This window comes from Oerskovia sp. 140933 (assembly GCF_059651515.1).
The window spans coordinates 1-22,093 of the sequence record NZ_JAMXIO010000052.1 but is presented as its reverse complement, the minus strand read 5'-3'; the positions used below and the strand labels follow the sequence as shown (position 1 = coordinate 22,093).

Annotated in this window: 24 protein-coding genes and 2 riboswitches; of the genes, 7 read left to right on the top strand and 17 right to left on the bottom strand. The window is 73.6% G+C overall.

Annotated elements, in window-relative coordinates:
• Positions 1-61 precede the first annotated feature (61 nt).
• The 3 genes from NHG27_RS18200 to NHG27_RS18190 all read right to left on the bottom strand — a co-directional run bounded on the left by NHG27_RS18200 (position 62) and on the right by NHG27_RS18190 (position 4,611).
• Positions 62-2,263, bottom strand: coding sequence for a CocE/NonD family hydrolase (locus NHG27_RS18200; RefSeq protein WP_497017243.1), 2,202 nt, complete (start codon positions 2,261-2,263; stop codon positions 62-64).
• A gap of 126 nt (positions 2,264-2,389) precedes the next feature.
• Positions 2,390-3,883, bottom strand: coding sequence for a peptide MFS transporter (locus NHG27_RS18195; protein ID WP_497017242.1), 1,494 nt, complete (start codon positions 3,881-3,883; stop codon positions 2,390-2,392).
• Between the two features lie 113 nt (positions 3,884-3,996).
• On the bottom strand, positions 3,997-4,611 hold the full coding sequence (locus NHG27_RS18190) for a GNAT family N-acetyltransferase (RefSeq protein ID WP_497017241.1): 615 nt from the start codon (positions 4,609-4,611) through the stop codon (positions 3,997-3,999).
• Between the two features lie 122 nt (positions 4,612-4,733).
• Between NHG27_RS18190 and NHG27_RS18185 the strand changes: the two genes are divergently transcribed.
• On the top strand, positions 4,734-4,910 hold the full coding sequence (locus NHG27_RS18185; protein ID WP_497017240.1) for a CsbD family protein: 177 nt from the start codon (positions 4,734-4,736) through the stop codon (positions 4,908-4,910).
• Positions 4,911-4,978: 68 nt separating this feature from the next.
• Here NHG27_RS18185 and NHG27_RS18180 read toward each other — a convergent pair whose 3' ends face one another.
• From NHG27_RS18180 to NHG27_RS18170, 3 genes are all read right to left on the bottom strand, one after another.
• The gene (locus tag NHG27_RS18180) at positions 4,979-5,749 is read right to left on the bottom strand and encodes a GNAT family N-acetyltransferase (protein WP_497017239.1); all 771 of its coding nucleotides are present in this window, start codon (positions 5,747-5,749) and stop codon (positions 4,979-4,981) included.
• A 124-nt stretch (positions 5,750-5,873) separates the two neighbouring features.
• Positions 5,874-7,274: an aminotransferase class V-fold PLP-dependent enzyme gene (locus tag NHG27_RS18175; protein ID WP_497017238.1), complete on the bottom strand. Its 1,401-nt coding sequence runs from the start codon at positions 7,272-7,274 to the stop codon at positions 5,874-5,876.
• 41 nt (positions 7,275-7,315) lie between these two features.
• Positions 7,316-7,430, bottom strand: a riboswitch (SAM riboswitch).
• Positions 7,431-7,529: 99 nt separating this feature from the next.
• Entirely contained in the window at positions 7,530-8,336 is an 807-nt protein-coding gene (locus tag NHG27_RS18170; RefSeq protein ID WP_497017237.1) for a phosphotransferase, read from the bottom strand.
• A 73-nt stretch (positions 8,337-8,409) separates the two neighbouring features.
• Positions 8,410-8,502, top strand: a riboswitch (SAM riboswitch).
• Between the two features lie 6 nt (positions 8,503-8,508).
• On the opposite strand from NHG27_RS18170, the gene NHG27_RS18165 reads away from it, so the two are divergent.
• Genes NHG27_RS18165 through NHG27_RS18145 form a run of 5 tightly spaced genes read left to right on the top strand, consistent with a single transcriptional unit; the run spans position 8,509 to position 12,926 of the window.
• Positions 8,509-8,973 (top strand): rhodanese-like domain-containing protein, encoded by a 465-nt coding sequence (locus NHG27_RS18165; RefSeq protein WP_497017236.1) that lies wholly within the window; start codon positions 8,509-8,511, stop codon positions 8,971-8,973.
• Between the two features lie 23 nt (positions 8,974-8,996).
• Positions 8,997-10,253, top strand: coding sequence for an O-succinylhomoserine sulfhydrylase (locus NHG27_RS18160; RefSeq protein ID WP_497017244.1), 1,257 nt, complete (start codon positions 8,997-8,999; stop codon positions 10,251-10,253).
• A 49-nt stretch (positions 10,254-10,302) separates the two neighbouring features.
• Positions 10,303-11,352 (top strand): LLM class flavin-dependent oxidoreductase, encoded by a 1,050-nt coding sequence (locus NHG27_RS18155; protein ID WP_497017235.1) that lies wholly within the window; start codon positions 10,303-10,305, stop codon positions 11,350-11,352.
• Positions 11,353-11,356: 4 nt separating this feature from the next.
• Positions 11,357-12,208, top strand: coding sequence for an MBL fold metallo-hydrolase (locus NHG27_RS18150; protein ID WP_497017234.1), 852 nt, complete (start codon positions 11,357-11,359; stop codon positions 12,206-12,208).
• Positions 12,209-12,251: 43 nt separating this feature from the next.
• Positions 12,252-12,926, top strand: a complete 675-nt coding sequence (locus NHG27_RS18145) for a DUF1345 domain-containing protein (RefSeq protein WP_497017233.1) — start codon at positions 12,252-12,254, stop codon at positions 12,924-12,926.
• Here the strand turns inward: NHG27_RS18145 and NHG27_RS18140 are convergent.
• From NHG27_RS18140 to NHG27_RS18120, 5 genes are all read right to left on the bottom strand, one after another.
• Positions 12,904-13,218 carry a hypothetical protein gene (locus NHG27_RS18140; RefSeq protein WP_497017232.1) on the bottom strand — a complete coding sequence of 105 codons (315 nt, stop codon included), beginning with the start codon at positions 13,216-13,218 and terminating at the stop codon, positions 12,904-12,906. The genes NHG27_RS18145 and NHG27_RS18140 overlap by 23 nt on opposite strands.
• Before the next feature lie 155 nt (positions 13,219-13,373).
• Positions 13,374-14,102, bottom strand: coding sequence for a phosphoribosylformylglycinamidine synthase subunit PurQ (purQ, locus tag NHG27_RS18135; protein ID WP_497017231.1), 729 nt, complete (start codon positions 14,100-14,102; stop codon positions 13,374-13,376).
• On the bottom strand, positions 14,102-14,374 hold the full coding sequence (gene purS / locus NHG27_RS18130) for a phosphoribosylformylglycinamidine synthase subunit PurS (protein WP_030151045.1): 273 nt from the start codon (positions 14,372-14,374) through the stop codon (positions 14,102-14,104). The genes purQ and purS overlap by 1 nt, the downstream gene beginning before the upstream one ends.
• A gap of 286 nt (positions 14,375-14,660) precedes the next feature.
• A complete protein-coding gene (locus tag NHG27_RS18125; protein ID WP_497017230.1) occupies positions 14,661-15,284 on the bottom strand; it encodes a hypothetical protein in 624 nt (207 codons plus the stop codon).
• Positions 15,284-15,682, bottom strand: coding sequence for a PadR family transcriptional regulator (locus NHG27_RS18120; RefSeq protein ID WP_497017229.1), 399 nt, complete (start codon positions 15,680-15,682; stop codon positions 15,284-15,286). Before NHG27_RS18120 ends, NHG27_RS18125 begins: the two co-directional genes overlap by 1 nt.
• Before the next feature lie 86 nt (positions 15,683-15,768).
• Between NHG27_RS18120 and NHG27_RS18115 the strand changes: the two genes are divergently transcribed.
• Positions 15,769-16,137: an HNH endonuclease signature motif containing protein gene (locus NHG27_RS18115; protein ID WP_497017228.1), complete on the top strand. Its 369-nt coding sequence runs from the start codon at positions 15,769-15,771 to the stop codon at positions 16,135-16,137.
• Here NHG27_RS18115 and NHG27_RS18110 read toward each other — a convergent pair.
• The 6 genes from NHG27_RS18110 to NHG27_RS18085 form a co-directional block, all read right to left on the bottom strand.
• Complete coding sequence (locus NHG27_RS18110) at positions 16,115-17,074, bottom strand: phosphoribosylaminoimidazolesuccinocarboxamide synthase (protein WP_497017227.1); 960 nt, start codon at positions 17,072-17,074, stop codon at positions 16,115-16,117. The two genes, NHG27_RS18115 and NHG27_RS18110, sit on opposite strands and share 23 nt — an antisense overlap.
• Positions 17,071-18,378 (bottom strand): phosphoribosylamine--glycine ligase, encoded by a 1,308-nt coding sequence (gene purD, locus NHG27_RS18105; protein ID WP_497017226.1) that lies wholly within the window; start codon positions 18,376-18,378, stop codon positions 17,071-17,073. Before purD ends, NHG27_RS18110 begins: the two co-directional genes overlap by 4 nt.
• Positions 18,379-18,389: 11 nt before the next feature.
• Entirely contained in the window at positions 18,390-18,941 is a 552-nt protein-coding gene (locus tag NHG27_RS18100; protein ID WP_497017225.1) for a signal peptidase I, read from the bottom strand.
• Between the two features lie 91 nt (positions 18,942-19,032).
• Positions 19,033-20,388: an RCC1 domain-containing protein gene (locus NHG27_RS18095; protein ID WP_497017224.1), complete on the bottom strand. Its 1,356-nt coding sequence runs from the start codon at positions 20,386-20,388 to the stop codon at positions 19,033-19,035.
• 117 nt (positions 20,389-20,505) lie between these two features.
• Complete coding sequence (locus NHG27_RS18090; protein ID WP_497017223.1) at positions 20,506-21,273, bottom strand: LPXTG cell wall anchor domain-containing protein; 768 nt, start codon at positions 21,271-21,273, stop codon at positions 20,506-20,508.
• A gap of 1 nt (position 21,274) precedes the next feature.
• Positions 21,275-21,811 (bottom strand): hypothetical protein, encoded by a 537-nt coding sequence (locus NHG27_RS18085; protein ID WP_193720907.1) that lies wholly within the window; start codon positions 21,809-21,811, stop codon positions 21,275-21,277.
• Between the last annotated feature and the right edge of the window lie 282 nt (positions 21,812-22,093).

The following is a 22,093-nucleotide window of genomic DNA, read 5'->3' as shown; positions in this document are numbered from 1 at the left end:
GTCAGGCACGTCTTCCGGGTTGCCTGACCGACCTCGGGTTCGGCACCCTCGGGTCGGCAGGTCAGCCTGCCGTGCGCCGGATGCTGCGCCGCCACCTGCGCTCGAACACCACGGTCTCACCGTCACGCGCCACGACCTCGTCGTCGGTGTGGAAGTGCTCGGCGTCGCACGAGATCTCCGAGCGCGTCACGATGCTCGCGTCCCACGCGAGGTCGGCCGGCGTGGCCCCTGGCCGACGCAACCGCACGCTCCAGTCCGAGCGCGTGCGCGCGCTGAGCGGGTCGCGCCCTATCCAGTAACGCTCGAGGGCGTCCTCGGTGAACTCGAGGCCGTCGGGGTAGATGCGCGTCCCGCCGTACCTCGGGTCGACCTCCAGGAGCCACTCGTCCGCCGCGACGTCGCGCACCACGCGCCGCTCGGGCCGCTGGTCCGCGGCCTCCGGGTAGACGACACCGAGCGGGGGCGCCTGCTCGGGCTCCTCGAAGGTGACGACGGGGTGCCAACCGGGCGCTGCGCCGTCGTGCACCGGGAGCTCGAGCGAGCTGCCCGCGGGCGCGACCGCGAGCGCCGCCCCTCCCGGCTGCGGCCACACCCACGGCCAGTACGCCGAGGAGACCGCGAGCCGGAGCCGGTGCCCCGGCGCGACCGCGTACCCGGTCCCGCTGAGCTCGAACGTCACGTCGTGCGTCGCGCCGGGCTCCCACGGCACCACGCGGTCACGCCCCTCGCGCGCGGACAGGTTGAGCACGCCACGGGTCACGAGCGTCGAGGAGCCGTCAGGGCCCACGTCGCACAGCCGCGCCACGACCTGCCCCTTCTCGCCCGCGCACGTCAGGCGCAGACGGACCCGGGCGCGGCCCAGGATCTCGAGCCGCTGCGTGAGCGCGGCCGAGTCGAAGCACACGGACCGCCCGTCCTCCTCGCGCTGGTCGGGCGGCAGGTCCGCGTCGTTCCCGAACGGGAAGAAGCGCCCCGCGTCGATCCCGGTGTGCTGGGGAGAGGCCACGAGGCACGACGGCGGCACGACGGCCGGGCCGGTCGGCTCACCGCCCGCCGGGCCCGGGTGGGCGCGCAGGCGGTTGACGAGCGGGGCGGTCGTGCGCAGCACGGTCGCGACCGCTGCGTCGTCGACGTCGTCCGTGCCGCCGGGCGCTCCCGCGAGCGGGAGCACCGTGGGGCGCACGTGCGGGGAGGGCCAGCGTTCCTCGCCGACCCAGCGTCCGGGCAGCTCGTCGTAGACCGTCGCGGGTGGCACGGACTCCGTGATCCAGGCGCGCAGCGCCGGCTCGTCGAGGGCGCCCGTGTCCTGGCCCTTGAGGAACTGGTCCCACCAGCGCAGCGTCTCCTGGAGGAACCCGATCGACGGGCCGGGCGGCAGGCCGCGGTCGGGGTACTGGTGCGACCACGGCCCGACGATGCCCCGGACCGGGCCGCCCAGGGTCCGGCGGGCGTTCGCCGAGCCGTCGCTCGATCCCTGGTCCGCCGGGTCCTCCCCCGCGGCGACGAGCCGCAGGACCGTGTCCCGGTAGGGGTCGTTCCACCCGCCGACCGCCAGGACCGCGGCCTTGATCGCCGAGTAGTCCTCGATGACGCTGCCGTGGCGCCAGTAGTCGTCGCGCGTCTGGTGGTCGAGCCAGGTGTGGACGAACGGCTCGGTGTGCTCGAGGCGGTCGAGCCACTGCTCCTTCCACCGGTCGCCCACGACGGCGGGGTCCGGTGGCCGGGAGCAGAACGCGAGCATGGTCGCCGCCCACGCGTGCATGTCGACCGCGAGGACCGACCCGCCCGTGTAGTGCACGTCGTTGTCGTAGCGGTCGTCGGTCGAGCAGACCGTGACGATCGCCGCGAGCGCCTCGGGTGCGAGGGCCGCGACCTGCAGGGCGTTGAACCCTCCCCACGAGATGCCGAACATCCCGACCTTGCCGCTGCACCACTCCTGCGCGGCGAGCCACTCGACGACCGCGACGCCGTCGGCGAGCTCGGTCGGGGAGTACTCGTCGTCCTGGTGCCCGTCCGAGTTCCCGCTGCCGCGGATGTCGACGCGCACCGACGCGTACCCGTGGCCCGCGTAGTACGGGTGGCGCTGCGCGTCGCGCGGCGCGGTCCAGTCGGACAGCCGGTAGGGCAGGTACTCCAGGATCGCGGGGACCGGCGTGGGCTCGACCGGTCGCCAGACCCTCGCCGCGAGGCGCGTGCCGTCGGCGAGGGGTATCCAGTGGTCCTCGACCGTGGTCTCGGACGGGAGCTCGGTCACGTACCGCATGGTCGTTCCTCCGGTGCTGGGTGGTGCGGGTGGTGCTGTCGGTCGGGTGGTGCTCGTTCAGCGGTGGTGGCGCGGGGCCACGCGGGTCGTGCGGGGCGTGCGGGTCGTGCGGGTCGTGCCCGCCGGTCAGTGGACGGGGTGCATGGTCCGCTTCATCCAGGGCGACAGGATCAGGACGACGACCCCGACGAGCACCGCGACGGCCCCGTTGAGCGTGAAGTAGAGGCCGTCGGGGATCTCGCCGTAGAACCGGACGGTCTGCGCCTGGATGCCGTTCGCGAGCGCGATGGACAGGAACCACACGGCCATGGACTGGCTCGAGAACGCCGCGGGGGCGAGCTTGGTCGTCGCGGACAGGCCCGTCGTCTGGAGCAGGACGTCGCCGAGGCCCAGCAGCAGGAGCGAGGCCAGGAGCCACCAGACGGCGATCTTCCAGTCGCCGCTCTGCCCGGTCACGGCGGGCACGAGGATCAGGTAGGACAGCCCGCCGAGGAGCGCGCCGATCGCGATCTTCTTGGACGCGTGCGGCTGCCGGGGGCCGAGCCAGGTCCACAGGGCGGCGACCACGGGCGCGACGAGCACCTCGACGCCGCCGAGGAACGAGCTGAACCAGGCCGCCGGCGCCTCCCAGCCGAAGATCGTGCGTTCGACGTGCTGGTCGGCCAGCAGGATCAGGACGCTGTACGCCTGGAACAGCACGAAGTTGAACGCGACCGACGCGAACCACAGCACGAGGAATGGGCGGAGCCGGCCGCGTTCGGCGCCCGTCACGCGGGGGCTGCGGAACATGACGGTGAAGTAGACGATCGGCGCGGCCATCGCGACCACGGTCAGCGCGTCGACGACGCCCGCGATGCTGAGCCGCCCCGCGAGCGCGAGCCCGACGGCGAGGATCACCACCCCGGCCGCGACCCCTCCCAGGATCCACAGGGTCCGCCGCATCACGTCAGGCGGCAGGGGCGCCTCGGGGCCGCGACCGTGCCCGGGGACGTGCCTGCGGCCCACGACGTACTGGACCACTCCCGCGGTCATGCCGATCGCGGCGGCCGAGAACCCCCAGTGCCACCCGACGTCGGCGCCGAGCCACCCCGTGACGAGGGGCCCGAAGAACGCACCCACGTTGATGCCCATGTAGTAGAGCGCGAACCCCGCGTCCCGACGCTCGTCCGTGGTCGAGTAGAGCTTGCCCACGAGCGTCGACACGTTGGGCTTGAGCAGGCCCGTGCCCAGGCTGATGAGCACCAGCCCGAGCCACGTCGAGAGCTCGGCGGGGATCGCCATGGTGTAGTGGCCGCACGCGATGAGGATCCCGCCCCACAGAACGGCCCGGTACGAGCCCAGGACCCGGTCCGCGATCCACCCGCCGCCGACCGAGACGAGGTAGACCATGGTCCCGTAGCCGGCCGCGATCGAGGCCGCAGGCCCGGCCTCCATCCCGAGCCCGTCGTCCGCGACGGTCGCCGTGAAGAACAGGACGAGGATGGCCTGCATCCCGAGGAACGAGAACCGCTCCCAGACCTCGAGGCCGAACAGGGTCGACAGACCTCGCGGGTGCCCGAAGAAGGCTCTGTCGTCCGGGTCGACCACGGGGTCGGCCGGTCGTGCGTCCTCGGTCGTCAACAGCCCTCCAGCGGTCGGTGCGCCCGCCGCGGGCTCGCGGAGGCATCCTTCCAACCTAAGGAGGATCGCGGCACGTGGCTACAGGGATGCACGCCGAGCGCGCCCTGGCCCCGTCAGACGACCCGGTCGAGGCCCTCCAGGCGGGCGAGCCGGTCGAGCAGGGCGTCCCGCACGTCCGGCCACTCGTCCGCGAGGATCGAGAAGTAGGCCGAGTCCCCGCGCGTCCCGTCGGGCGCGACGCGGTGGCTGCGCAGCACCCCCTCGGGCACCGCGCCGAGGCGCTGGATCGCCGCGATCGAGCGGGCGTTGCGCGCGTCGGCCCGCAGCGCGACGCGCTCGACGTCGAGCACCTCGAACGCGTGCCGCAGCAGCAGGTACTTGCACGCCGGGTTGGTCACGCCGCCCCACCACGGACGGCCGTAGTACGTCCACCCGAGCTCGACCCGCCGTTGCGCGGGCGACCACTCGTAGAACGACGTGCTCCCGCGGACCTCCGCGGCGCCGTCGGGCCCGGGCGTTCCCTGCCCGACGACGGCCCACGCCAGGCGCCCCGGCGTCGCCACCGCGTCACGCACCAGGGCGACCATGTCCGCCGTCCCGCGAGGTGTGGGCGTGGACATCCCGGCCCACAGGGCGTCGTCGACGAGCGCAGCCAGCGCGGGTGCGTGCTGCTCACCGAGCGGTTCGAGCCGCAGCCCGAACCCTTCCAGGACGACGTCGTTCTCCATCCCCGCATCCTCCCGCAGCCGGTCGTGCGGGTTCTGTGAAGCCCGCTCCCCGAGATGCGAGCGTGCGAACACCCTGCCTACGGTCGCAGGGAAGCAACCACCATCACCGAGGGAGGAACCCCATGGGACTGGGAGACAAGATCAAGCACGGCGCCGAAGAGGCCAAGGGCAAGATCAAGGAAGGCACCGGCAAGGCGACCGGCAACGAGCGCCTCGAGGCCGAGGGCCACGCCGACCAGGCCAAGGCCAACGTGAAGCAGGCCGGCGACGACGTCAAGGATGCCTTCAAGAAGGACTGACACCACCTGGACGACGGCCGCCCCGGGACCCTGACAGGGTCCCGGGGCGGTGCTGTGGACAGGAAGGTTCAGAGGGCGATGACGGGCGCGAGGTCGGCGACGGCACCGAGGGTGTCCGGCGCACGGCCCGCCTCGACGAGACCGGGGCCGCCCAGCGGCGGCTCTCCGGCCGGCTGACCGACGGGCGGCACCACCGTGAGGACCGGAGGGCCCACGGGCAGCGCGGCCTCGGGCGCCTCGGCCGGGCCGAGCACGGGCACGATGCGCGGGCTCGAGATCCGCGCGAGCAGCCCGAGCTCCACCCCCGCCCACTCGTGCGCCAGGATCGAGAAGCACACCGAGTCGGCGCGGGAGCCGTCGGGGGCCGTGCGGTGACCCCGCATGACGCCCTCCTCGTACGCGCCGAGCCGGCGCATCGCGGACAGCGAGCGCTCGTTGCGCGCGTCCACCCGGAAGCCCACGCGGTGCACGTCCCACGACTCGAACGCATGTCGGAGCAGCAGCCACTTCGAGACCGGGTTGACGAGGCTCCCCCACGTGGAGCGGGCGTAGAAGGTCCGCCCGATCTCCACGCGCCTGTCGTCGAGCGACAGGTCACGGAAAGCGGTGCTCCCCACCACGACGCCCGAGCCCGCGTCGACGACGGCGAACGCCGTCAGGGCGCGCGTGGCCCGGGTGTCCTCGATGAAGTTCACCATCCCGACCTCCCCCTCGGGGAGGGTCGTACTCATGCCTGCCCACATCGACGGATCGACGATCTGGGCCAGCGCACCGGCGTGCGCGACGGCCAAGGGTTCGAGGCGGAACCCGTGGCCTTCAAGGTGGACATCGTGCTGCACAGCGCATATCAGAACACACGCAGGCGTCGCCGCCAAGACCACGGAGCGGTCCTTCGTGGACGGTGGGGTGACGACCCGGTGAACACCGCGACGCTCGCAGCGTCCCCGCAGGTCAGAGGGGGTGTCAGGCGGGGGCGGGACCGCAGCCCACGGCCGCCGTGATGTCGCCTGCCGCAGCCGTCGCGATGAGCCCGGAGAGCCCCGCGACCTGGAGCAGCGGACGCGGGTCGTCGCTCACGACCCAGCAGCCGTCCACGACCTCGTACCGGGCCTTCGACCCCTCGCTCGCCCAGGCGCGCAGCGCCGAGAGGAGACGCTCGATCTCCTCCCCCGTGGTCCCCACGCCGATCGACGCGCGGACGGCCCCCGCCGGGAGACCCAGGCGGGCCAGGAGCGGGTGCGCGCAGAACCGGCCGTCGCGCACACCGATGCCGTGCTCGGCCGACAGGTAGGCCGCGACGAGGCCCGCGTCCGCACCGTCGACCGAGAAGGTCACGACGCCCACGGGGTCCACGGCGTCCGCCCAGGCGCGCACGACGCGCACGCCGTCGATCTCCTCGAGCCCCTCGACGAGGCGGGCCCGGAGCTCGGTCTCGTGCGCGACCAGCACGCCGGGCTCGAGCGCCGCGAGCGCGTCGCACGCCGCGGCGAGCGCGACCGCGCCGATCACGTTGGGAGACCCGGCCTCGTGGCGTGCCGGGGCGGCCTGCCAGGTGGTGCCGTCGAGCGTCACGTTCCGCACCGCGCCGCCTCCGGCGAGGTACGGGGTGCCGGCGTCGAGCCAGTCGCGACGACCCACGAGCGCGCCCGCGCCGAACGGCGCGTAGGTCTTGTGCCCGGAGAACGCGACGTAGTCCACGTCGCTCGCCGCGAGGGACACGCCGCGGTGCGGGACGAGCTGGGCACCGTCGAGCACGACGCGAGCGCCGGCGTCGTGCGCCGCGGCGACGACGTCCGCGAGGGGCAGCGACTCGCCCGTGACGTTGGATGCGCCCGTGATCGCGACGAGCGCGTACGGGAAGCGCGAGAGCTCGGCGCGCAGGCCGGACAGGGTCTCGGCGACGGTCGCGCCGCCGACCAGGACCGTGGCCCCGCCCGTGCGCTGCCACGGCAGGAGGTTGGCGTGGTGCTCGACGTCGAGGACGAGCACGCGGCCCGGCGTCCCGTCGGCCTGGGCCGGGACGCAGCCCGCGAGGAGGTTGAGCGAGTCCGTGGTGTTGCGCGTGACGACCGTGACGTCGTCCTCTCGCGCGCCCACGAAGTCCCCGACGGTCCGACGTGCCGACTCGTAGAGGGCCGTCGACACCTGCGACAGGTAGCCCGCGCCGCGGTGCACGCTCGCGTAGAGCGGCAGGACCTCGTTGACGCGGTCGGCCACGACCTGCAGCGCAGGGGCCGACGCCGCGACGTCGAGGTTCGCGTACGGGACGCTGCGCCCGTCGACGAGCGGGACCAGGGTGTCGCTGCCCACGACGGGCAGCACGGCACACGAGGTGGGGGCTTCGATGACTGCGTGTGCGCTCATGGCACGTCCTCCGGTGGTCGTCGGAGTTCGCCGTGCCGGCCCCTCCGCGCTTGCCCCCCTCCTGATAGAGAGGGACCTGGTCGTCACCCGGGGCACCCCACCGCGGAGGAGGGTTGCCGGCCAGCAAACCGGGGTTTTGCGCTGGCACTCATGACCTGGTGTCCAGGATGGGCGAGGCCCACAGAGCGTGTCAACTGGTGGGCAGGGCGTCTCGGATGGTGGTCAGCACGGTCTGTCAGGCGGGCAGGACGGTCACTACCGGGACGCGACGCCCAGCGCCTCGACCCGGCGCGCGTCGGCCCGGTACATGGCCGCATGGTCCAGGAAGTCGTTCCGGCCCGTGTCCGCAGCGCGCCCGTCCGTGTACGCCGCGAGCTCGTCGAGCTTCGAGGCCATCGCGGCCAGGACGTCGCGGCGCGAGTACGGCACCCCGTAGGCCTCGACCAGCACATCGAGCCGCGCAAGAGGATCCAGGCGCCCGACGACGCCGCTCCCCTCCCCGCCCTCGGCGTCCGTCACGAAGGGCGCGAGCCGGTAGCCCAGGTACGCCAGGTCCCGGACCCGGGGGCCCGGGCTCGCGGTGTCGAAGTCGATGAGGCCGACCACGGCGCCGTCGCGGAAGGTCAGGTTGTACGGCGCGACGTCGTTGCGGCACACGACCTCAGCGGGCTCGTGCGGTGCGCTCTGCCAGAGGGGTGGCGCGGGCGCGTCGCCCGCGGCGAGGAAACCGACGCTCGCGTCGTGCACGCGCCGCAGGAGCTCCCCCGCGCCCCGGAGCACGGACTCGTCCCAGACCCACAGGGGAAGGGGGTAGTTCGCGACCTCGCCCGGGAGGTAGGACAGCACCTCGCGCCCCTGGCCGTCGGTCCCCAGCGGCTCGGGCACCTCGGCGATGCCGTGCGCGCGCAGGTGGCGCAGGAACGCCTGGACGGTCGGCGTCCAGGGCCCGGCGGTGCGTCGCACGGTGTCGCCGCGTCGCACGACCACGGTCGAGTTCCCGCCGGCCAGGACATCCTCGGCCTGGTCGGTTGCGTCCTGGTCCGGCTCGGGGAAGCGGTTCATGCGCAGAACCTACCCCGACCACCCTGCGAGACGTCCATTCCATTCCGTGGTCACGGTGACGTACGATCCGACGCAACCATCCAGAGCGGCTGAGTGACTTGGCACGATGACGCCGCAGCAACCCCCCGGTGACGGGCGAGGGTGCTACCGCCACGACCGATGGAGGATCACCATGAGTTCCCCCGACCGCGCGACCGCTGCACCGGTCCCTCCCGCCCGACCCGCCGACGGCTACGCGGGCGACCTCACGCCCGAGCAGGCGTGGACCCTGCTCCAGAACGACCCGAGCGCCGTCCTCGTCGATGTCCGCACCGACGCCGAGTGGCGGTTCGTCGGAGTCCCCGACCTGTCCTCGACGGGCCGGGAGCCGGTCCTGACCCAGTGGGTCGACGTCGCGGGCCGCCCCAACGCGTCGTTCGTCGCGGACCTCCGCGCGGCAGGCGTGACGCCCGAGCGACCGGTCGTCCTCCTCTGCCGCTCCGGAGCGCGGTCGATCGGCGCGGCCAAGGCTGCGACGGCCGCAGGCCTGGGCCCCGCGTACAACGTCCTCGAGGGATTCGAGGGAGCGCTCGACACCGCCGGGCACCGCGGCGCCGACGGCTGGCGTGCCGCCGGTCTCCCCTGGACGCAGTCGTGAGCGCCGCGACGGGCGACGGCGTCCTGCGCATCCCCGCCGGGATCCCCGGAGGCTCGGGCCGCGGTCCGCTCCCCCGCTCGGCGCGACCCGACACCCTCGCGGTGCGCGGTGGCCACGCCCGCTCCGAGTTCGAGGAGACGAGCGAGGCCCTCTTCCTCACGCAGGGCTACGTCTACGGGAGCGCGGCCGAGGCCGAGGCCGCGTTCACGGGCGAGGTCGACCGCTTCATCTACTCGCGCTACGGCAACCCGACCGTGCACACGTTCGAGGAGCGACTGCGCCTCATCGAGGGGGCGGAGGCCTGCTACGCCACGGCCTCGGGCATGTCCGCAGTCTTCACCTCGCTCGCGGCGCTCGTCGGTTCCGGGTCGCGCATCGTGGCGGCCCGCGCACTGTTCGGATCCTCGCTCGTGATCTTCGACGAGATCTTCGCCAAGTGGGGCGTGCGCACCGACTACGTCGACGGCCACGTGCTGTCGCAGTGGGAGGAGGCGCTGTCGACCCCTGCGGACGTCGTCTTCTTCGAGACCCCGTCCAACCCCATGCAGGACGTGATCGACGTGCGCCGCGTGAGCGACCTCGCGCACGCGGCGGGCGCGGTCGTCGTGCTCGACAACGTGTTCGCGACGCCCGTCCTCCAGAAGCCGCTCGAGCTCGGCGCGGACGTCGTCGTGTACTCGGCGACCAAGCACATCGACGGCCAGGGACGCGTGCTCGGCGGCGCCATCCTGGGCTCCGAGGAGTACGTCAAGGGCCCGGTCCAGACGTTCATCCGCAACACCGGTCCCTCGCTCAGCGCGTTCAACGCGTGGGTCCTGGTCAAGGGGCTCGAGACCCTGTCGGTGCGCGTCAAGGCCCAGAACGCCGCGGCCCTCCAGGTCGCGACCGCGCTCGAGGAGCTGCCCGGCATCACGGCCGTGCGCTACCCGTTCCTCGCCTCGCACCCGCAGGTCGAGCTCGCCAAGGCCCAGCAGAGCGGCGGCGGGACGGTCGTCACGTTCAACCTCGACGTGCCCGGCGCCGACGACCCGGGCACGGACCCCGAGCTCCTCAAGAAGCGCACGTTCCAGTTCCTCGACGCGCTGCGGATCGTGGACATCTCCAACAACCTGGGTGACGCCAAGTCCCTCATCACGCACCCTGCGACCACGACGCACCGCAAGCTGGGGCCGGAGGGTCGTGCCGCCGTCGGGATCGCGGAGACGACCGTGCGCCTGTCGATCGGCCTCGAGGACCCGCTCGACCTGATCGAGGACGTCGAGCAGGCGCTGCACCGCTGACCACCACGAGCCGGAATACCCCGGGCGTATCCCGGGGTTGCACCTGGCGATGACTACCTCGCCGCGCCTCTCCGTCCTCGACCTCGTCCCCGTCCGTTCGGGACAGTCCTCCGCCCAGGCCATCGCCGCCTCCCTGGACCTCGTGCGCCTCGCCGACCGGCTCGGCTTCACGCGCTACTGGTTCGCCGAGCACCACAACATGCCTGCGGTCGCCGCGTCGGCACCGCCCGTCATGATCTCCGCGGCCGCCTCGGTGACCGAGCGCATCCGCGTCGGGTCGGGCGGCGTCATGCTCCCCAACCACGCCCCCCTCGTCGTGGCCGAGCAGTTCGCCGTCCTGGAGGCCATGGCCCCGGGCCGCATCGACCTGGGGATCGGCCGGGCGCCCGGCAGCGACCCCGTCGTCACGGCCCTGCTGCGCTGCAGCGGCCCCACGTCCGACGTCGACCGCTTCCCCCAGCACGTCCAGGACATCCGCTCGCTCATGAGCGCGGAGGGCGCCACCGTCCGTCTCACGAGCGGCCAGGTCTACGACGTGCACGCGACCCCGGCTGCCGAGTCCGTGCCGCCCGTCTGGCTGCTCGGGTCGAGCGACTACTCGGCACGCCTGGCCGCCGAGCTCGGGCTGCCCTACGTGTTCGCCAACCACTTCTCGGGCGCCGGCATGGACGAGATCCTCGCGCTGTACCGCGACGGCTACCGGCCGTCCCCCGAGCACCCGACCCCCGAGACGTTCCTGACGGTCAACGTGTCGGTCGCCCCGACTCTCGACGAGGCCCGCGCCCGCGCCCTGCCGCAGGCGCGCATGATGGCCCGCCTGCGCTCGGGCAAGCCGCTCGGCGCCCAGGAGACGGTCGAGGACGCCGCGTCCACGCCGCTCGACGGGCTCGCCTCCCAGATGGCCGACGAGATGCTCGACCGGTGGATCGTCGACGAGCCCCGGGCCGCGGCCCGTCGGGTGCGCGAGCTCGCGACCCGGCACGGCGTCGACGAGGTCATGGTGGTGCCCGTCGCGGGGTCGCGTGCCGACGAGTCGCTCGACGCGACACCCGGTCGCACGCAGACGATCGAGCTCCTCGCGGCCGCGCTCGGCGACTGACCCCGTGACCCGGCCCGACGACGACCGCACCCGACCGCCCGCCGACGCGGCGCCGTCGGGCGCACCCGTGCGAGTCACCGGCCAGGCCTCGGTGCTGCTCGCCCCGAATCCCGGCCCCATGACGCTCGACGGGACCAGGTCCTACGTCCTGGCCGCGCCGGGGGCGGGCACGCGCGTCGTCGTCGACCCCGGGCCCGACGACGTCGCCCACCTCACGGCCCTGGCCACCGGTCCGCGCGTCGAGCTCGTCCTGATCACGCACCGCCACGCGGACCACACCGCGGGGGCGGCACGCTTCGCCGGCCTCACGGGCGCGCCGGTCCGCGCCGCGGACCCCGCGCACTGCCACCCGGCAGGCTCCCGCGAGGCCGCGCCGCTCCGCGGTGGCGAGAAGATCCACGCGGCCGGGCTGCGGATCGAGGTCCTCGCGACCCCCGGGCACACGAACGACTCGACGAGCTTCCACCTCCCCGACGACGGACCGCACGGCAGCGTGCTCACGGGAGACACGATCCTGGGCCGGGGCACCACGGTCGTCTCCGAGCCCGACGGCTCGTTGCGCGACTACCTCACGAGCCTCGACCTGCTCGGGGCGCTCGGCGCCGCGACGGTCCTGCCTGCGCACGGTCCGCACCTGGACCACGTCGCGGCCGTCGCGCGGGCGTACCGCGAGCACCGCCTGGCCCGGCTCGCGCAGGTGCGCGCGGTGCTCGGGGACCGGGCGCGGTCGCCCGTGACCGAGGGCCTCGTGGACGAGGTCACGGCTGCGGTCTACGCCGACGTCGACCGTGGCGTGCTCCCCGCTGCCCGGCAGAGCGTCCGCGCACAGCTCCGGTACCTCGCCCAGGACGCCTAGCGGCCGACGCGCCGGGCCGCACGCCCGGTGGTTGACTGACCGCGTGACGCCCGCTCACCACCCGGACCTGCCCAGCTCCCCCGTGCCCCGCGACCGCCTCGGGGCCGGACCTGCCGTGCGGCTGGCGGTCGGCGCGGCGGTCGGGGTGGCCGTGGGCGCCTGGATCGGGTCGCAGGGGTACCCGCGGTTCGCGTTCCTCGCCGGGTGGTCGGTCACGGCCCTCCTGTTCGTCGCCTGGACCGTGGCCGTCGTCATCCCCATGGACGCGCAGACGACCGCGAGCCACGCCACGCGCGAGGAGCCGTCGCGGCGCGTGACGCACCTGTTCATCCTGGCCGCGTCGGTCGTGAGCCTCGTCGGGGTGGGACTCATGCTGCTCGCCTCGCCCGACGACAAGGGGGCGCAGGCGCTGACCGCGGTGTTCGCCGTGGGGAGCGTCGCGATCTCGTGGGCCGCCGTCCACACGCTCTTCGGGCTCACCTACGCGCGGCAGTACTACACGGGAATCGACGGCGGCATCGACTTCAACCAGCACGAGCCGCCCCGCTACGTCGACTTCCTGTACGTGGCGTTCACCGTCGGGATGAGCTTCGCGATCTCCGACACCAACGTGACGTCGGGCGACATCCGCCGGACGGTGCTGTGGCACGCCCTGCTGTCCTACCTGTTCGGGACCGTGATCATCGGTGCGGTCGTCAACCTCGTCGCGGGGCTCTGACCTCGGTGTCCTCGCGTGACCGGCGGGTCATGAGGCTCGAGACGAGCGCGGCGGTCGCGGCGACGGCCATGACCAGGAAGAGAGCGAGGGCGACCCGCGCGGGGGTGTAGACGATGTGGTCGGTCATCTCGTCCGTGGGACCGAACCAGCCCCACTCCACGACCGTGGCCTCGATACGGGCCCCGAGTGCTCCCAGCCGGCCAGGGGCCGCGGCCAGTGCGCCGGCCACCCAGGTGAAGCAGTCGACCGCGAGAGCACCGAACACGGAGGAACCGGACAAGAGGGTGAGCACCGGACCAGGGTAGCGGGTTGCCGGGGCGCACGTCGGGTGATTTCACCCCGGCTCGGCCCCGGGACGCGCCCGGTGCACGACGCCCGACGGCGGGGCTCCCCGCAGCGGGGAGCCCCGCCGTCGGGCGGTGCGTGCGTCGCGCGAAGACGCGCGGATCAGGACCGGACGAGGGTGCTCAGCACCGAGGTGAAGAAGCCCAGCCCGTCCGTGCCCGCGCGCGGGCCGGACTCGTTCGCGGGGCCGAACCCGGCCTCGACCGCGTGCTCGGGGTGCGGCATGAGGCCCACGACGTTGCCCGCCGCGTTCGAGATGCCTGCGATGTTGCGGCGCGAGCCGTTCGGGTTCCAGCCCTCGTAGCGGAAGACCACGCGACCCTCGGCCTCGAGCTCGTCGAGCGTGCGCTCGTCGGCGACGAACTGGCCGTCCTGGTTCTTGAGCGGCACGGTGATGCGCTGCCCCGCGGTGTAGTCGCGCGTCCAGGCCGTCTCGGCGTTCTCCACGACCATGGTCTGCTCGCGGCAGATGAACGCGAGGTGGTCGTTCTTGATCATCGAGCCGGGCAGCAGGTGCGCCTCGGTGAGGATCTGGAAGCCGTTGCAGATGCCCAGGACGGGCAGACCGCCCTTGGCCGCGTCGACGAGCGAGTCCATGACGGGCGCGAAGCGGCTGATGGCCCCGGCACGCAGGTAGTCGCCGTACGAGAAGCCGCCCGGGAGCACGACCGCGTCGACCCCGTGCAGGTCGGCGTCCGCGTGCCACAGGGACACGGGCTCGCCGCCGGCCAGGCGCACGGCACGGGCCGCGTCCCGGTCGTCGAGCGTGCCGGGGAACGTGATGACACCGATCCGGGCCGTGGCCAGGCCGGTCGCTGCGGGGGCGCTCATCAGGCGCTCTCCCCGCCCAGCTCGGCCGTCAGCTCGGCGACGAGGACGACGTCCTCGATGACCGGGTTCGACAGGACCTTCTCGCCGGCCTCGCGGGCCGCGGCGAGCACCTCGGGGGTGACGTCACCCTCGACCTCGAGCTCGAACCGCTTGCCCTGGCGCACGCCGGTGAACTGGGTGAAGCCCAGGCGCGGGAGCGCCCCGACGACGGCCTTGCCCTGCGGGTCCAGGATCTCGGGCTTGGGCATGACCTCGACGACTACGCGTCCCACAGGAGCTCCTCGGGAAGTTGGTCCGGCCTGCTCGGCTCGGACAGGTCCGCACGAGGCTCGGGGCGCGCCGCGAGGGCGGCGACGAGGTCGCACGGATCTCGGTGGGTGGGGATTCCGCGGCCAGTTTACCCGCGCCGCGCGCGGGGCCGGGCCGCGTCTCAGGCGGCGGTCGGGCGGCCCTCCCGGGGGGTGGTCGAGAACGAGGTTGCGGTCGTTCCGCACGCCATGACGACCACAACCTCGTTCTCGAGCGCGGGCATCTCCCGGCCCGACGGCGGAGCACGCCTCAGGGGGCGGGCTCGGCGTCCCGGGCGGTCGCGGCGGGCGCGCACCGCATCTGCTCGGGCACGTTGCCGTAGACCACGTGCCGGTACCAGGCGGTGCGGGTGCGGCTCTCGCGCATCAGGGTCCCCGAGACCACTGCCAGGACGGCGACGACGACCCAGAACGGCCAGGCCCTGAACAGGGTCGTCGACGAGCTGAGGACGCCAGGCGGGGGGACGAACAGGTTGACCACCCCGAGCACGCCGAAGAGCAGCGCCCAGGTCAGGACGACCGTCCACACGTAGTCCCGCACCGAGTAGAGCGCGCCCCGGATGTCGTCCGCGACCCACCACCAGTACCGGGCGGGCAGCCGCAGGCCGAACCGGTACAGCACCCACCGCCACAGCGGCGGTCGCTCGCGCAGTCGCAGCCCCCAGCCCGCCCGCAGGAGGCTGCGGACCTCGTCGCTGCTCAACCGGTCCGGGGCGGGCGCGCCGGTCGCCTCCGAAGCCGCGAGCGCCACGTCCTGCTGGACCGCGAGCAGCTCCTCGCCGTGGATCTCACGCCACCGCCGCGGGTAGGCGCGCGCCCAGAAGCGGGCCGAGCGCTCGAAGCGCTCCTCGGGGGCCAGACCGCGGCGGCGCATCAGGCCAGCCCCCCGGCGAGCCGGCCTGACGTCGGGCGTGCGGGCTTCCCCCGAGCGTCGAGGGCCCTCTGGGCCCGGGCGGCGAGCTCGCGGAGACGGACCGTCTCCTGCTCGGCGGCGCGGCGGCCGTCGTCGGTGACCCGGTAGTAGCGGCGGAGGCGACCGTCGACGACCTCCTCTCCCGAGGGTTCGACGAGCCCAGCGCCCGCGAGGCGGTCGAGGTTGCCGTACAGGGTGCCCGCGCCCAGGGCCGTGGCACCGTCCGACAGGTCGGCGACGGCCTGGATGACGGCGTAGCCGTGCAGGGGCTCGGGGGTCAGGGACAGCAGGATCAGGTAGGCCTGCTCGGTCATGCGGAAGGGCTTCCCGCCGGGGAGGCCGCGCGACGCTGTGGGCATGGTCGATATATATCGCGCAACGACCCATCAGAGCAAGAGGTCGTTCGCCGAGCCGCGTGTCAGCGGTTCGACCTATGATCGAACACATGTTCGATTCGCTGTCCGAGGCCCGTCCGGGGCCGGTCGTCCAGGTGGTCGCCGCCGTCCTGTCCCGGGACCGCACGTGCACGTTCCCGGGATGCGCCGTGCCCGCGTTCCGCTGCGACCTGGACCACGTGGTCCGGCCGGCGCCACGGGCCCCGGGCGCCCCCGGCGCGCAGGACGACGTGGGCCCTCAGGACCTCATCTCGCTGTGCCGGCACCATCACGTGGTCCGGGCGAGGCAGGGCTGGCTGCCCGAGCTCGCTCCCGACGGCACGGTGCGCTGGACGTCCCCGACCGGGCACCGCTACGTCCGCGAGCGCCACGGTCACCCGGCGCGCGCGTCGGACCTCAGAACAGGGACCGGCCCGTGATCCGCTCGTAGGCCTCGAGGTAGCGCTCGCGCGTGCGCTCGACGATGTCCGCGGGCAGCACGGGCGGCGGGGCGTCGGACGCCCGGTCCCAGCCCGAGGCCTCGGACGCGAGCCAGTCGCGGACGTGCTGCTTGTCGAAGCTGGGCTGCGCACGTCCCGGCTGCCACTGGTCGGCGGGCCAGAAGCGCGAGGAGTCGGGGGTCAGCACCTCGTCACCCAGGACGGTCGCACCCGTGACGGGGTCCACGCCGAACTCGAGCTTGGTGTCGGCGAGGATCACGCCGCGCTCGCGCGCGATCTCCTCGGCACGCGAGTACACCGCGAGGGTCAGGTCGCGCAGCCGGGTCGCGGCCTCGATCCCGATGCCCTGCGCGACCACCTCGAACGACACGTTCTCGTCGTGCTCCCCCACCTCGGCCTTGGTCGCGGGCGTGAAGATCGGCTCGGGGAGGCGCGACCCGTCGACCAGCCCCTCCGGCAGCGGAACACCGCACACCGTACGGTCGACGCCGTACTCGACCAGGCCCGAGCCCGTGAGGTACCCACGGGCGACGCACTCGACCGGGAACATCTCGAGTCGACGGCAGATCATGGCACGGCCCGCGACGACGTCGGGCACCAGGCCGTCGCCCGGCATCGCGCTGGCCTCGGTGCTCACGACGTGGTTGGGGACGATGTCGGCCAGCCTGTCGAACCACCACAGGCTGAGCTGCGTCAGGATCACCCCCTTGTCCGGGATCCCCGGCGAAAGGACGTGGTCGAACGCGCTGACACGGTCGCTCGCGACCACGAGGACGACGTCACCGAGCGGGTGCGCGCCACCGAGCAGCGCGAGGTCGGGCTCGTACAGGTCACGGACCTTGCCCGAGTAGACGTGGCGCCACCCCGGCAGGTCCAGGTGGGCCGTGTCGAGGCCGCCGTCGAACCCCGCGCTCACAGCGCAGCCGCCCGACCGGCAGCGGCCTTCTCCGCGATGTCCGTGCGGTGGTGCGCACCCGGCAGGACCACCTGGTCCACGCCCGCGTACACCCGCCGACGGGCCTCGGAGAGGTCCTCGCCGCGCGCGACGACCGACAGCACCCGGCCGCCCGCGCTGCGCAGCACGTCCTCGTCGTCGAGCGCCGTGCCCGCGTGCAGGACGTGCACGCCCTCGACGGCCTCGGCCCCCTCGATCCCCGTGATCGGGTCCCCGCTGCGGACTGCGGACGGGTAGCCGTGAGCCGCGACGACCACGGTGACCGCGGCGTCGTCGGACCAGCGCAGACGCGGGAAGTCCGCGAGCTCGCCCCGGGCCGCCGCCCGCAGCACCGCGGAGAGGGGGGTCCGGAGGCGGGCCAGGACGACCTGCGTCTCCGGGTCGCCGAACCGCGCGTTGAACTCGACGACGCGCGTGCCGCGGCTCGTGAGCGCGAGGCCCACGTACAGGACCCCGGCGAACGGCGTGCCGCGGCGCGCCATCTCGTCGATCGTGGGCTGCGCGACCCGGGTCACGACCTCCTCGGTCAGCCCCTCGGGGGCCCACGGCAGCGGGCTGTAGGCGCCCATGCCGCCCGTGTTGGGACCCGCGTCGGCGTCGAACGCGCGCTTGAAGTCCTGCGCGGGGGCCAGCGGGACGACGCTCGTGCCGTCCGACAGGCAGAAGAGCGAGACCTCGGGACCGTCGAGGTACTCCTCGATCACGACGACCGGGTCGCCCGCGCCGGGACGCGGCGTCGCGAAGCAGGCCTGCGCGTGCTCGAGCGCCTCCTGGCGGTCGTCGGTCACGACGACGCCCTTGCCCGCTGCGAGCCCGTCGTCCTTGACGACGTACGGGGCGCCGAACGCGTCGAGCGCGTCCGCCACCTGGTCGATGTCGGTGCACACGTGCGCGAGCGCCGTCGGGACCGATGCGGCCGCCATGACGTCCTTGGCGAACGCCTTGGACCCCTCGAGCGCCGCGGCCTCGGCGCTGGGGCCGAAGCAGTCGATGCCCGCCGCGCGGACCGCGTCCGCGACCCCCGCGACGAGGGGGGCCTCGGGGCCGATCACGACCAGGTCCGCGCCCAGCCGGGTCGCGAGCGCCGCGACGGCCTCGCCGTCGACCGCGCTGACCGCGTGCAGGGTCGCGAGCTCACCGATGCCCGGGTTGCCGGGCGCGGCGTGCAGCTCGTGCGGCTCCGCACCCGTGACCACGGTCTCCTGCGCGAACGAGTGGACGATGGCGTGCTCGCGGGCACCCGAACCGATGACGAGGATCTTCACGGGACGGCAGTCTACCGACCGCGCCCCGCGGGCCCGGGGTCGTCCACGACGCCGCCCCCCGGACCGTCCTGCCCGGGGCGCCTGGCCGGGGAGGGCATGAGGGCGAACCCCACGAGGGCGCACGACGCGACCACGAGCGGGATCCCGACCGCGGGACGGCGCAGCACCTCGATCGCGTCCCGAGCGCCCGGGACGCGGACCAGGGGCACCAGGGCGTCCTCGACCACGTAGGGCTCGGGGTCGTCGACCGGGTTGTTGTCCCCGCGCAGCGTCAGGGTGCGCGCCTCCCCCGGGCCGTCCTCGATCCCGACGACGCGGTGCGTGACGAGGACGCCGTCGCTCGTGAACACGCTCACGACGTCGCCGACCTCGAGCGTCGAGGCCGGGACCCGCCGGGAGACGACCCCGTCCCCCACCTCGAACGTGGGGATCATCGACCCCGAGACGACGACCAGGGACTGCAGGTGGCCCGTCTGGATGCCGACGAACAGCCCCAGGCCGAGCACGCCGACGACCGCCGCGAGCGTGAGGAACACGTCACCGATGCGCTTGAGCAGCCTCACGCGACACCTCCTCGGGCGGGTCGACGGCGGCCGGGGGGCAGGGCGCCACGGGAGGCCGGGGCGCCACGGGAGGCCGGGCGGTGCACGCCGGTCACCGCCAGGCCGACCAGGTCGGCGTGACGGGCCAGGGGAAGACCTTGCGCCCTGCGGTCCCTGCGGTGCCCTGGATCCCGAGCTGGCCCTTGGTGTTCGCACCCCAGCAGTAGACGTTGCCCCCGGTCGTCAGGGTGCAGCCGTGGTCCGTGGACACGTCGACCCTCTGCAGGACGCTGTCCGCGCCCATCTGCCGGGTCAGCACCCTCTCCGGCCGGTCGCGGACGGCCGGGACGGTCCACTCGTCCTGGTTGGCCCCGGTCTGGGCCGACGAGTTGTCGCCCCAGCAGTAGGCGGCTCCGTCGTAGGCCAGCACGCAGGCGGTCTTCCCGCCGACCGCGACGAGCCCGGAGCGGAGCTCGGAGAGCGCGCCGCGCACCTGCAGGGGCGTCGTGGACAGGTCCACCCGGGCGCCGTTCGAGGACTGACCGAGCTGCTTGCTCGAGTTGTCCCCCCAGCAGAAGGTCCGTTCGGCGCTGTTGGCTCCCGAGGCGACCACGCACGCGAACTGGTTGCCGACCGCCACGTCGTGGCTCGTGAAGCCCGCGAGGACGCCGGTCGTGACGACCTGGACCGGGAGGTGGCTCGTGCTGGTCGTCCCGTCCCCGAGCTGTCCCCGCGCGTTGGCCCCCCAGCAGTAGGGGACGCCGTCCGCGACGAGGCAGGCCGAGTCGTCCCCGACCGCGACGTCCGTCACGGTCGCGGTCTCGGGCAGGGCCTCTCCGTTGATCTGGACCGGTGTCCCGGTGCTGCCGAGCTGGGTGTGCGTCCCGCCCCAGCAGTACGCCTTGTCATCGGCCACCACGCACGAGCTCGAGGCGCCCACCTCGAGGTCGGTCACCGACGCCTCGTGACCGTGCGTGGGGACGCGCACCGGCAGCGTCGAGCTCGGGACGCCCTCGACCCCGAGCTGCCCCCGGTCGTTGAGGCCCCAGCAGTACACGGCGTCGTCCGTGGTCGCGCACACGTGCGCGGTGCCGGCGTCGACCTTGGTCACGGTCTTCCCCTGGAGCTCGCCCCGCACGGGGCCCACGAACACGTCGGTGGACACGGTGTCCCCCGTCCCGAGCTGGCCCACCGAGTTGTCCCCCGTGCACCAGACCTGTCCGCCCACGAGCGCGCACGAGAAGCTGTCGCCCGCCACGACGTCGGTCACGGTGCCACCCGCGACGGAGGCGATGCTGACCTGCCCCTGGGCCTGGACCACGTCGGTCCACGCGGCCGCGGTCGGCTGCGAGCGGCCGACCGCCCAGAGGGTCGTCGTCGCGACCGCGAGCAGGAGGACCAGCGCTGCGGCGACCGCGGTGCGGAGCCGTCCCGGTCCGTGGTGAAGGACCGTCGTGGGGTCGGTCATGCTGCTCTCCTCTCGTCGTGTCGTCCGCGCGTCCTGCCTGCGTGCTCGCGCGGGTCGCGTCGTGCTGTGCCTGGTCCTGTGACTCGCGTCCCCAGGACGCCCTGCCGCTGTTCCTGCCTAGCGGCGCGCGGTCGCCCCCTCGTCGTCCGTGTCCCGTCGCCTGCGGCGCACGAGCGCCGCGCCGATCCCGAGCAGCGCGCCGGCCAGCCCGGCGAGCGTCAGGACGCCCGTCCCGGTCGCCGCGAGCGAGCCGCTGCCCGGCCCGGGGGACGCGCCCGACCCTGCTGCGTCGTCGGGCGCGCTGGGACCCGTGGTCCCCGTCGCCCCGCCCTCCGAGCCGTCTCCGGTCTCCTCGCCGCCGGGGCGCGCGCCCTCGAACGAGAGGTCGTAGCGGACGTTGCCGGTCGCCCCGGCGCGCACGTCCTCGTCGAGCGTCACGGAGACGCGGAGCGAGGCCGTCTCGCCGGCGGGCAGGACGAGCTCCTCGTGCGAGCTCCCCGAGCGCCCGGTCCGCCACCCGTCGACGAGGACGACGGCCCCGGTCGGGCACTCGTCGTCGACCCAGGTGGTGCCGCACGCCTCGATCGTGGTGGCGAGCGAGGTACCCAGCTCACCCGTGGCCGTCACCGCGACGTCCACGACCGTGCCGTCGGTCTCCCAGGCCGAGGCCAGGTCGACGATCGTCGACCGGGTCTGGCCCGGCGACATGCCGTCGAAGGAGAACGACCGGGGCAGGGAGGTCAGGTTCCGGGTCGTCGTGGTCCGCTCCGCGGTGGGCGTCCCCGCTGCGGCGGCAGCGCCGGCCCCGAGGGGTCCGACGCTGCCGAGCACGCAGAGGGTCGCCACCCCCACGACGGCCCGTGCCGTGCGTGGGGTCCAGGTCATGTCAGGAGGCCACCTCGGTGCCGGTGACCTGGACCGTGATCTTGGCGCTCTTGCCCTGGGCTGCGGCGTTCGCGCCCGTGGCGCTGGTGTCCGGGTCCGTGAACGAGTACGTGACGTCGACCGGGACGACGTCGCCGCTCGCGAGCTCGTCGGGGTTCTTCCCACCCGACGTGTCGTAGGCGGCCGTCACGGTGAGGAAGGCCGCAGCGTCGCCCGTGACCTGGACGTCCGGGGTGTCGACGAGGTCTGCGGCGTGCGTCGAGTCGGCGTTCTTGACCCAGACGGTGCGCGTCACGGTGTCACCGGGGGCGAGGTCCTCGACGACGGGGATCGTGAGCGCGACCCCCTGCTCGTTCCCTTCCTCGAAGCCCTCGCTGGCGCTGGTCACCGATCCCTGCAGGTTGAACGACGAGGTGCTCACGTCTCCCGCGAACCAGACGTTGTCGCTCCAGAGCGCGCTGGTCGCGGCGACGCCGACCCCGAGGACGACCAGTCCTGCGAGCCCGGCCTTGATCTTGCGGCTACGGGTTTCGTGCATGCGTTGGAAAACACCCATCTCTCGGTCAGGGTGCGCGCAGCGAGCGGGGTCGGCGCCACCCTGAAGCTTCCTTGCGGTCCCTCCAAGTAAAGCGTCGTTGGTCGATGCCTCTTGGTACGCCCATACCATAGTGAGACGCTCGTATTAGGTAAAGACGCGCCGAGAGCAGCTCGGGTCGATTGTCCGACCGTGTCCGGTTTCTGACAGCGCGTGTGATCGACGTCATATCACGTGCCCGGGGTACGACCGAGGGCCCCGCGCTCCGCCGCCCTGGGGCGAGCG

Coding starts and splice junctions, on each gene's coding strand:
- NHG27_RS18115 (WP_497017228.1), top strand. CDS start 15,769: ATGTTCGATTCGCTGTCCGAGGCCCGTCCGGGGCCGGTCGTCCAGGTG.
- NHG27_RS18200 (WP_497017243.1), bottom strand. CDS start 2,263: ATGCGGTACGTGACCGAGCTCCCGTCCGAGACCACGGTCGAGGACCAC.
- NHG27_RS18185 (WP_497017240.1), top strand. CDS start 4,734: ATGGGACTGGGAGACAAGATCAAGCACGGCGCCGAAGAGGCCAAGGGC.
- NHG27_RS18085 (WP_193720907.1), bottom strand. CDS start 21,811: ATGCACGAAACCCGTAGCCGCAAGATCAAGGCCGGGCTCGCAGGACTG.
- NHG27_RS18120 (WP_497017229.1), bottom strand. CDS start 15,682: ATGCCCACAGCGTCGCGCGGCCTCCCCGGCGGGAAGCCCTTCCGCATG.
- NHG27_RS18175 (WP_497017238.1), bottom strand. CDS start 7,274: ATGAGCGCACACGCAGTCATCGAAGCCCCCACCTCGTGTGCCGTGCTG.
- NHG27_RS18090 (WP_497017223.1), bottom strand. CDS start 21,273: ATGACCTGGACCCCACGCACGGCACGGGCCGTCGTGGGGGTGGCGACC.
- NHG27_RS18165 (WP_497017236.1), top strand. CDS start 8,509: ATGAGTTCCCCCGACCGCGCGACCGCTGCACCGGTCCCTCCCGCCCGA.
- NHG27_RS18155 (WP_497017235.1), top strand. CDS start 10,303: ATGACTACCTCGCCGCGCCTCTCCGTCCTCGACCTCGTCCCCGTCCGT.
- NHG27_RS18125 (WP_497017230.1), bottom strand. CDS start 15,284: ATGCGCCGCCGCGGTCTGGCCCCCGAGGAGCGCTTCGAGCGCTCGGCC.
- NHG27_RS18170 (WP_497017237.1), bottom strand. CDS start 8,336: ATGAACCGCTTCCCCGAGCCGGACCAGGACGCAACCGACCAGGCCGAG.
- purQ (WP_497017231.1), bottom strand. CDS start 14,102: ATGAGCGCCCCCGCAGCGACCGGCCTGGCCACGGCCCGGATCGGTGTC.
- NHG27_RS18190 (WP_497017241.1), bottom strand. CDS start 4,611: ATGGAGAACGACGTCGTCCTGGAAGGGTTCGGGCTGCGGCTCGAACCG.
- NHG27_RS18095 (WP_497017224.1), bottom strand. CDS start 20,388: ATGACCGACCCCACGACGGTCCTTCACCACGGACCGGGACGGCTCCGC.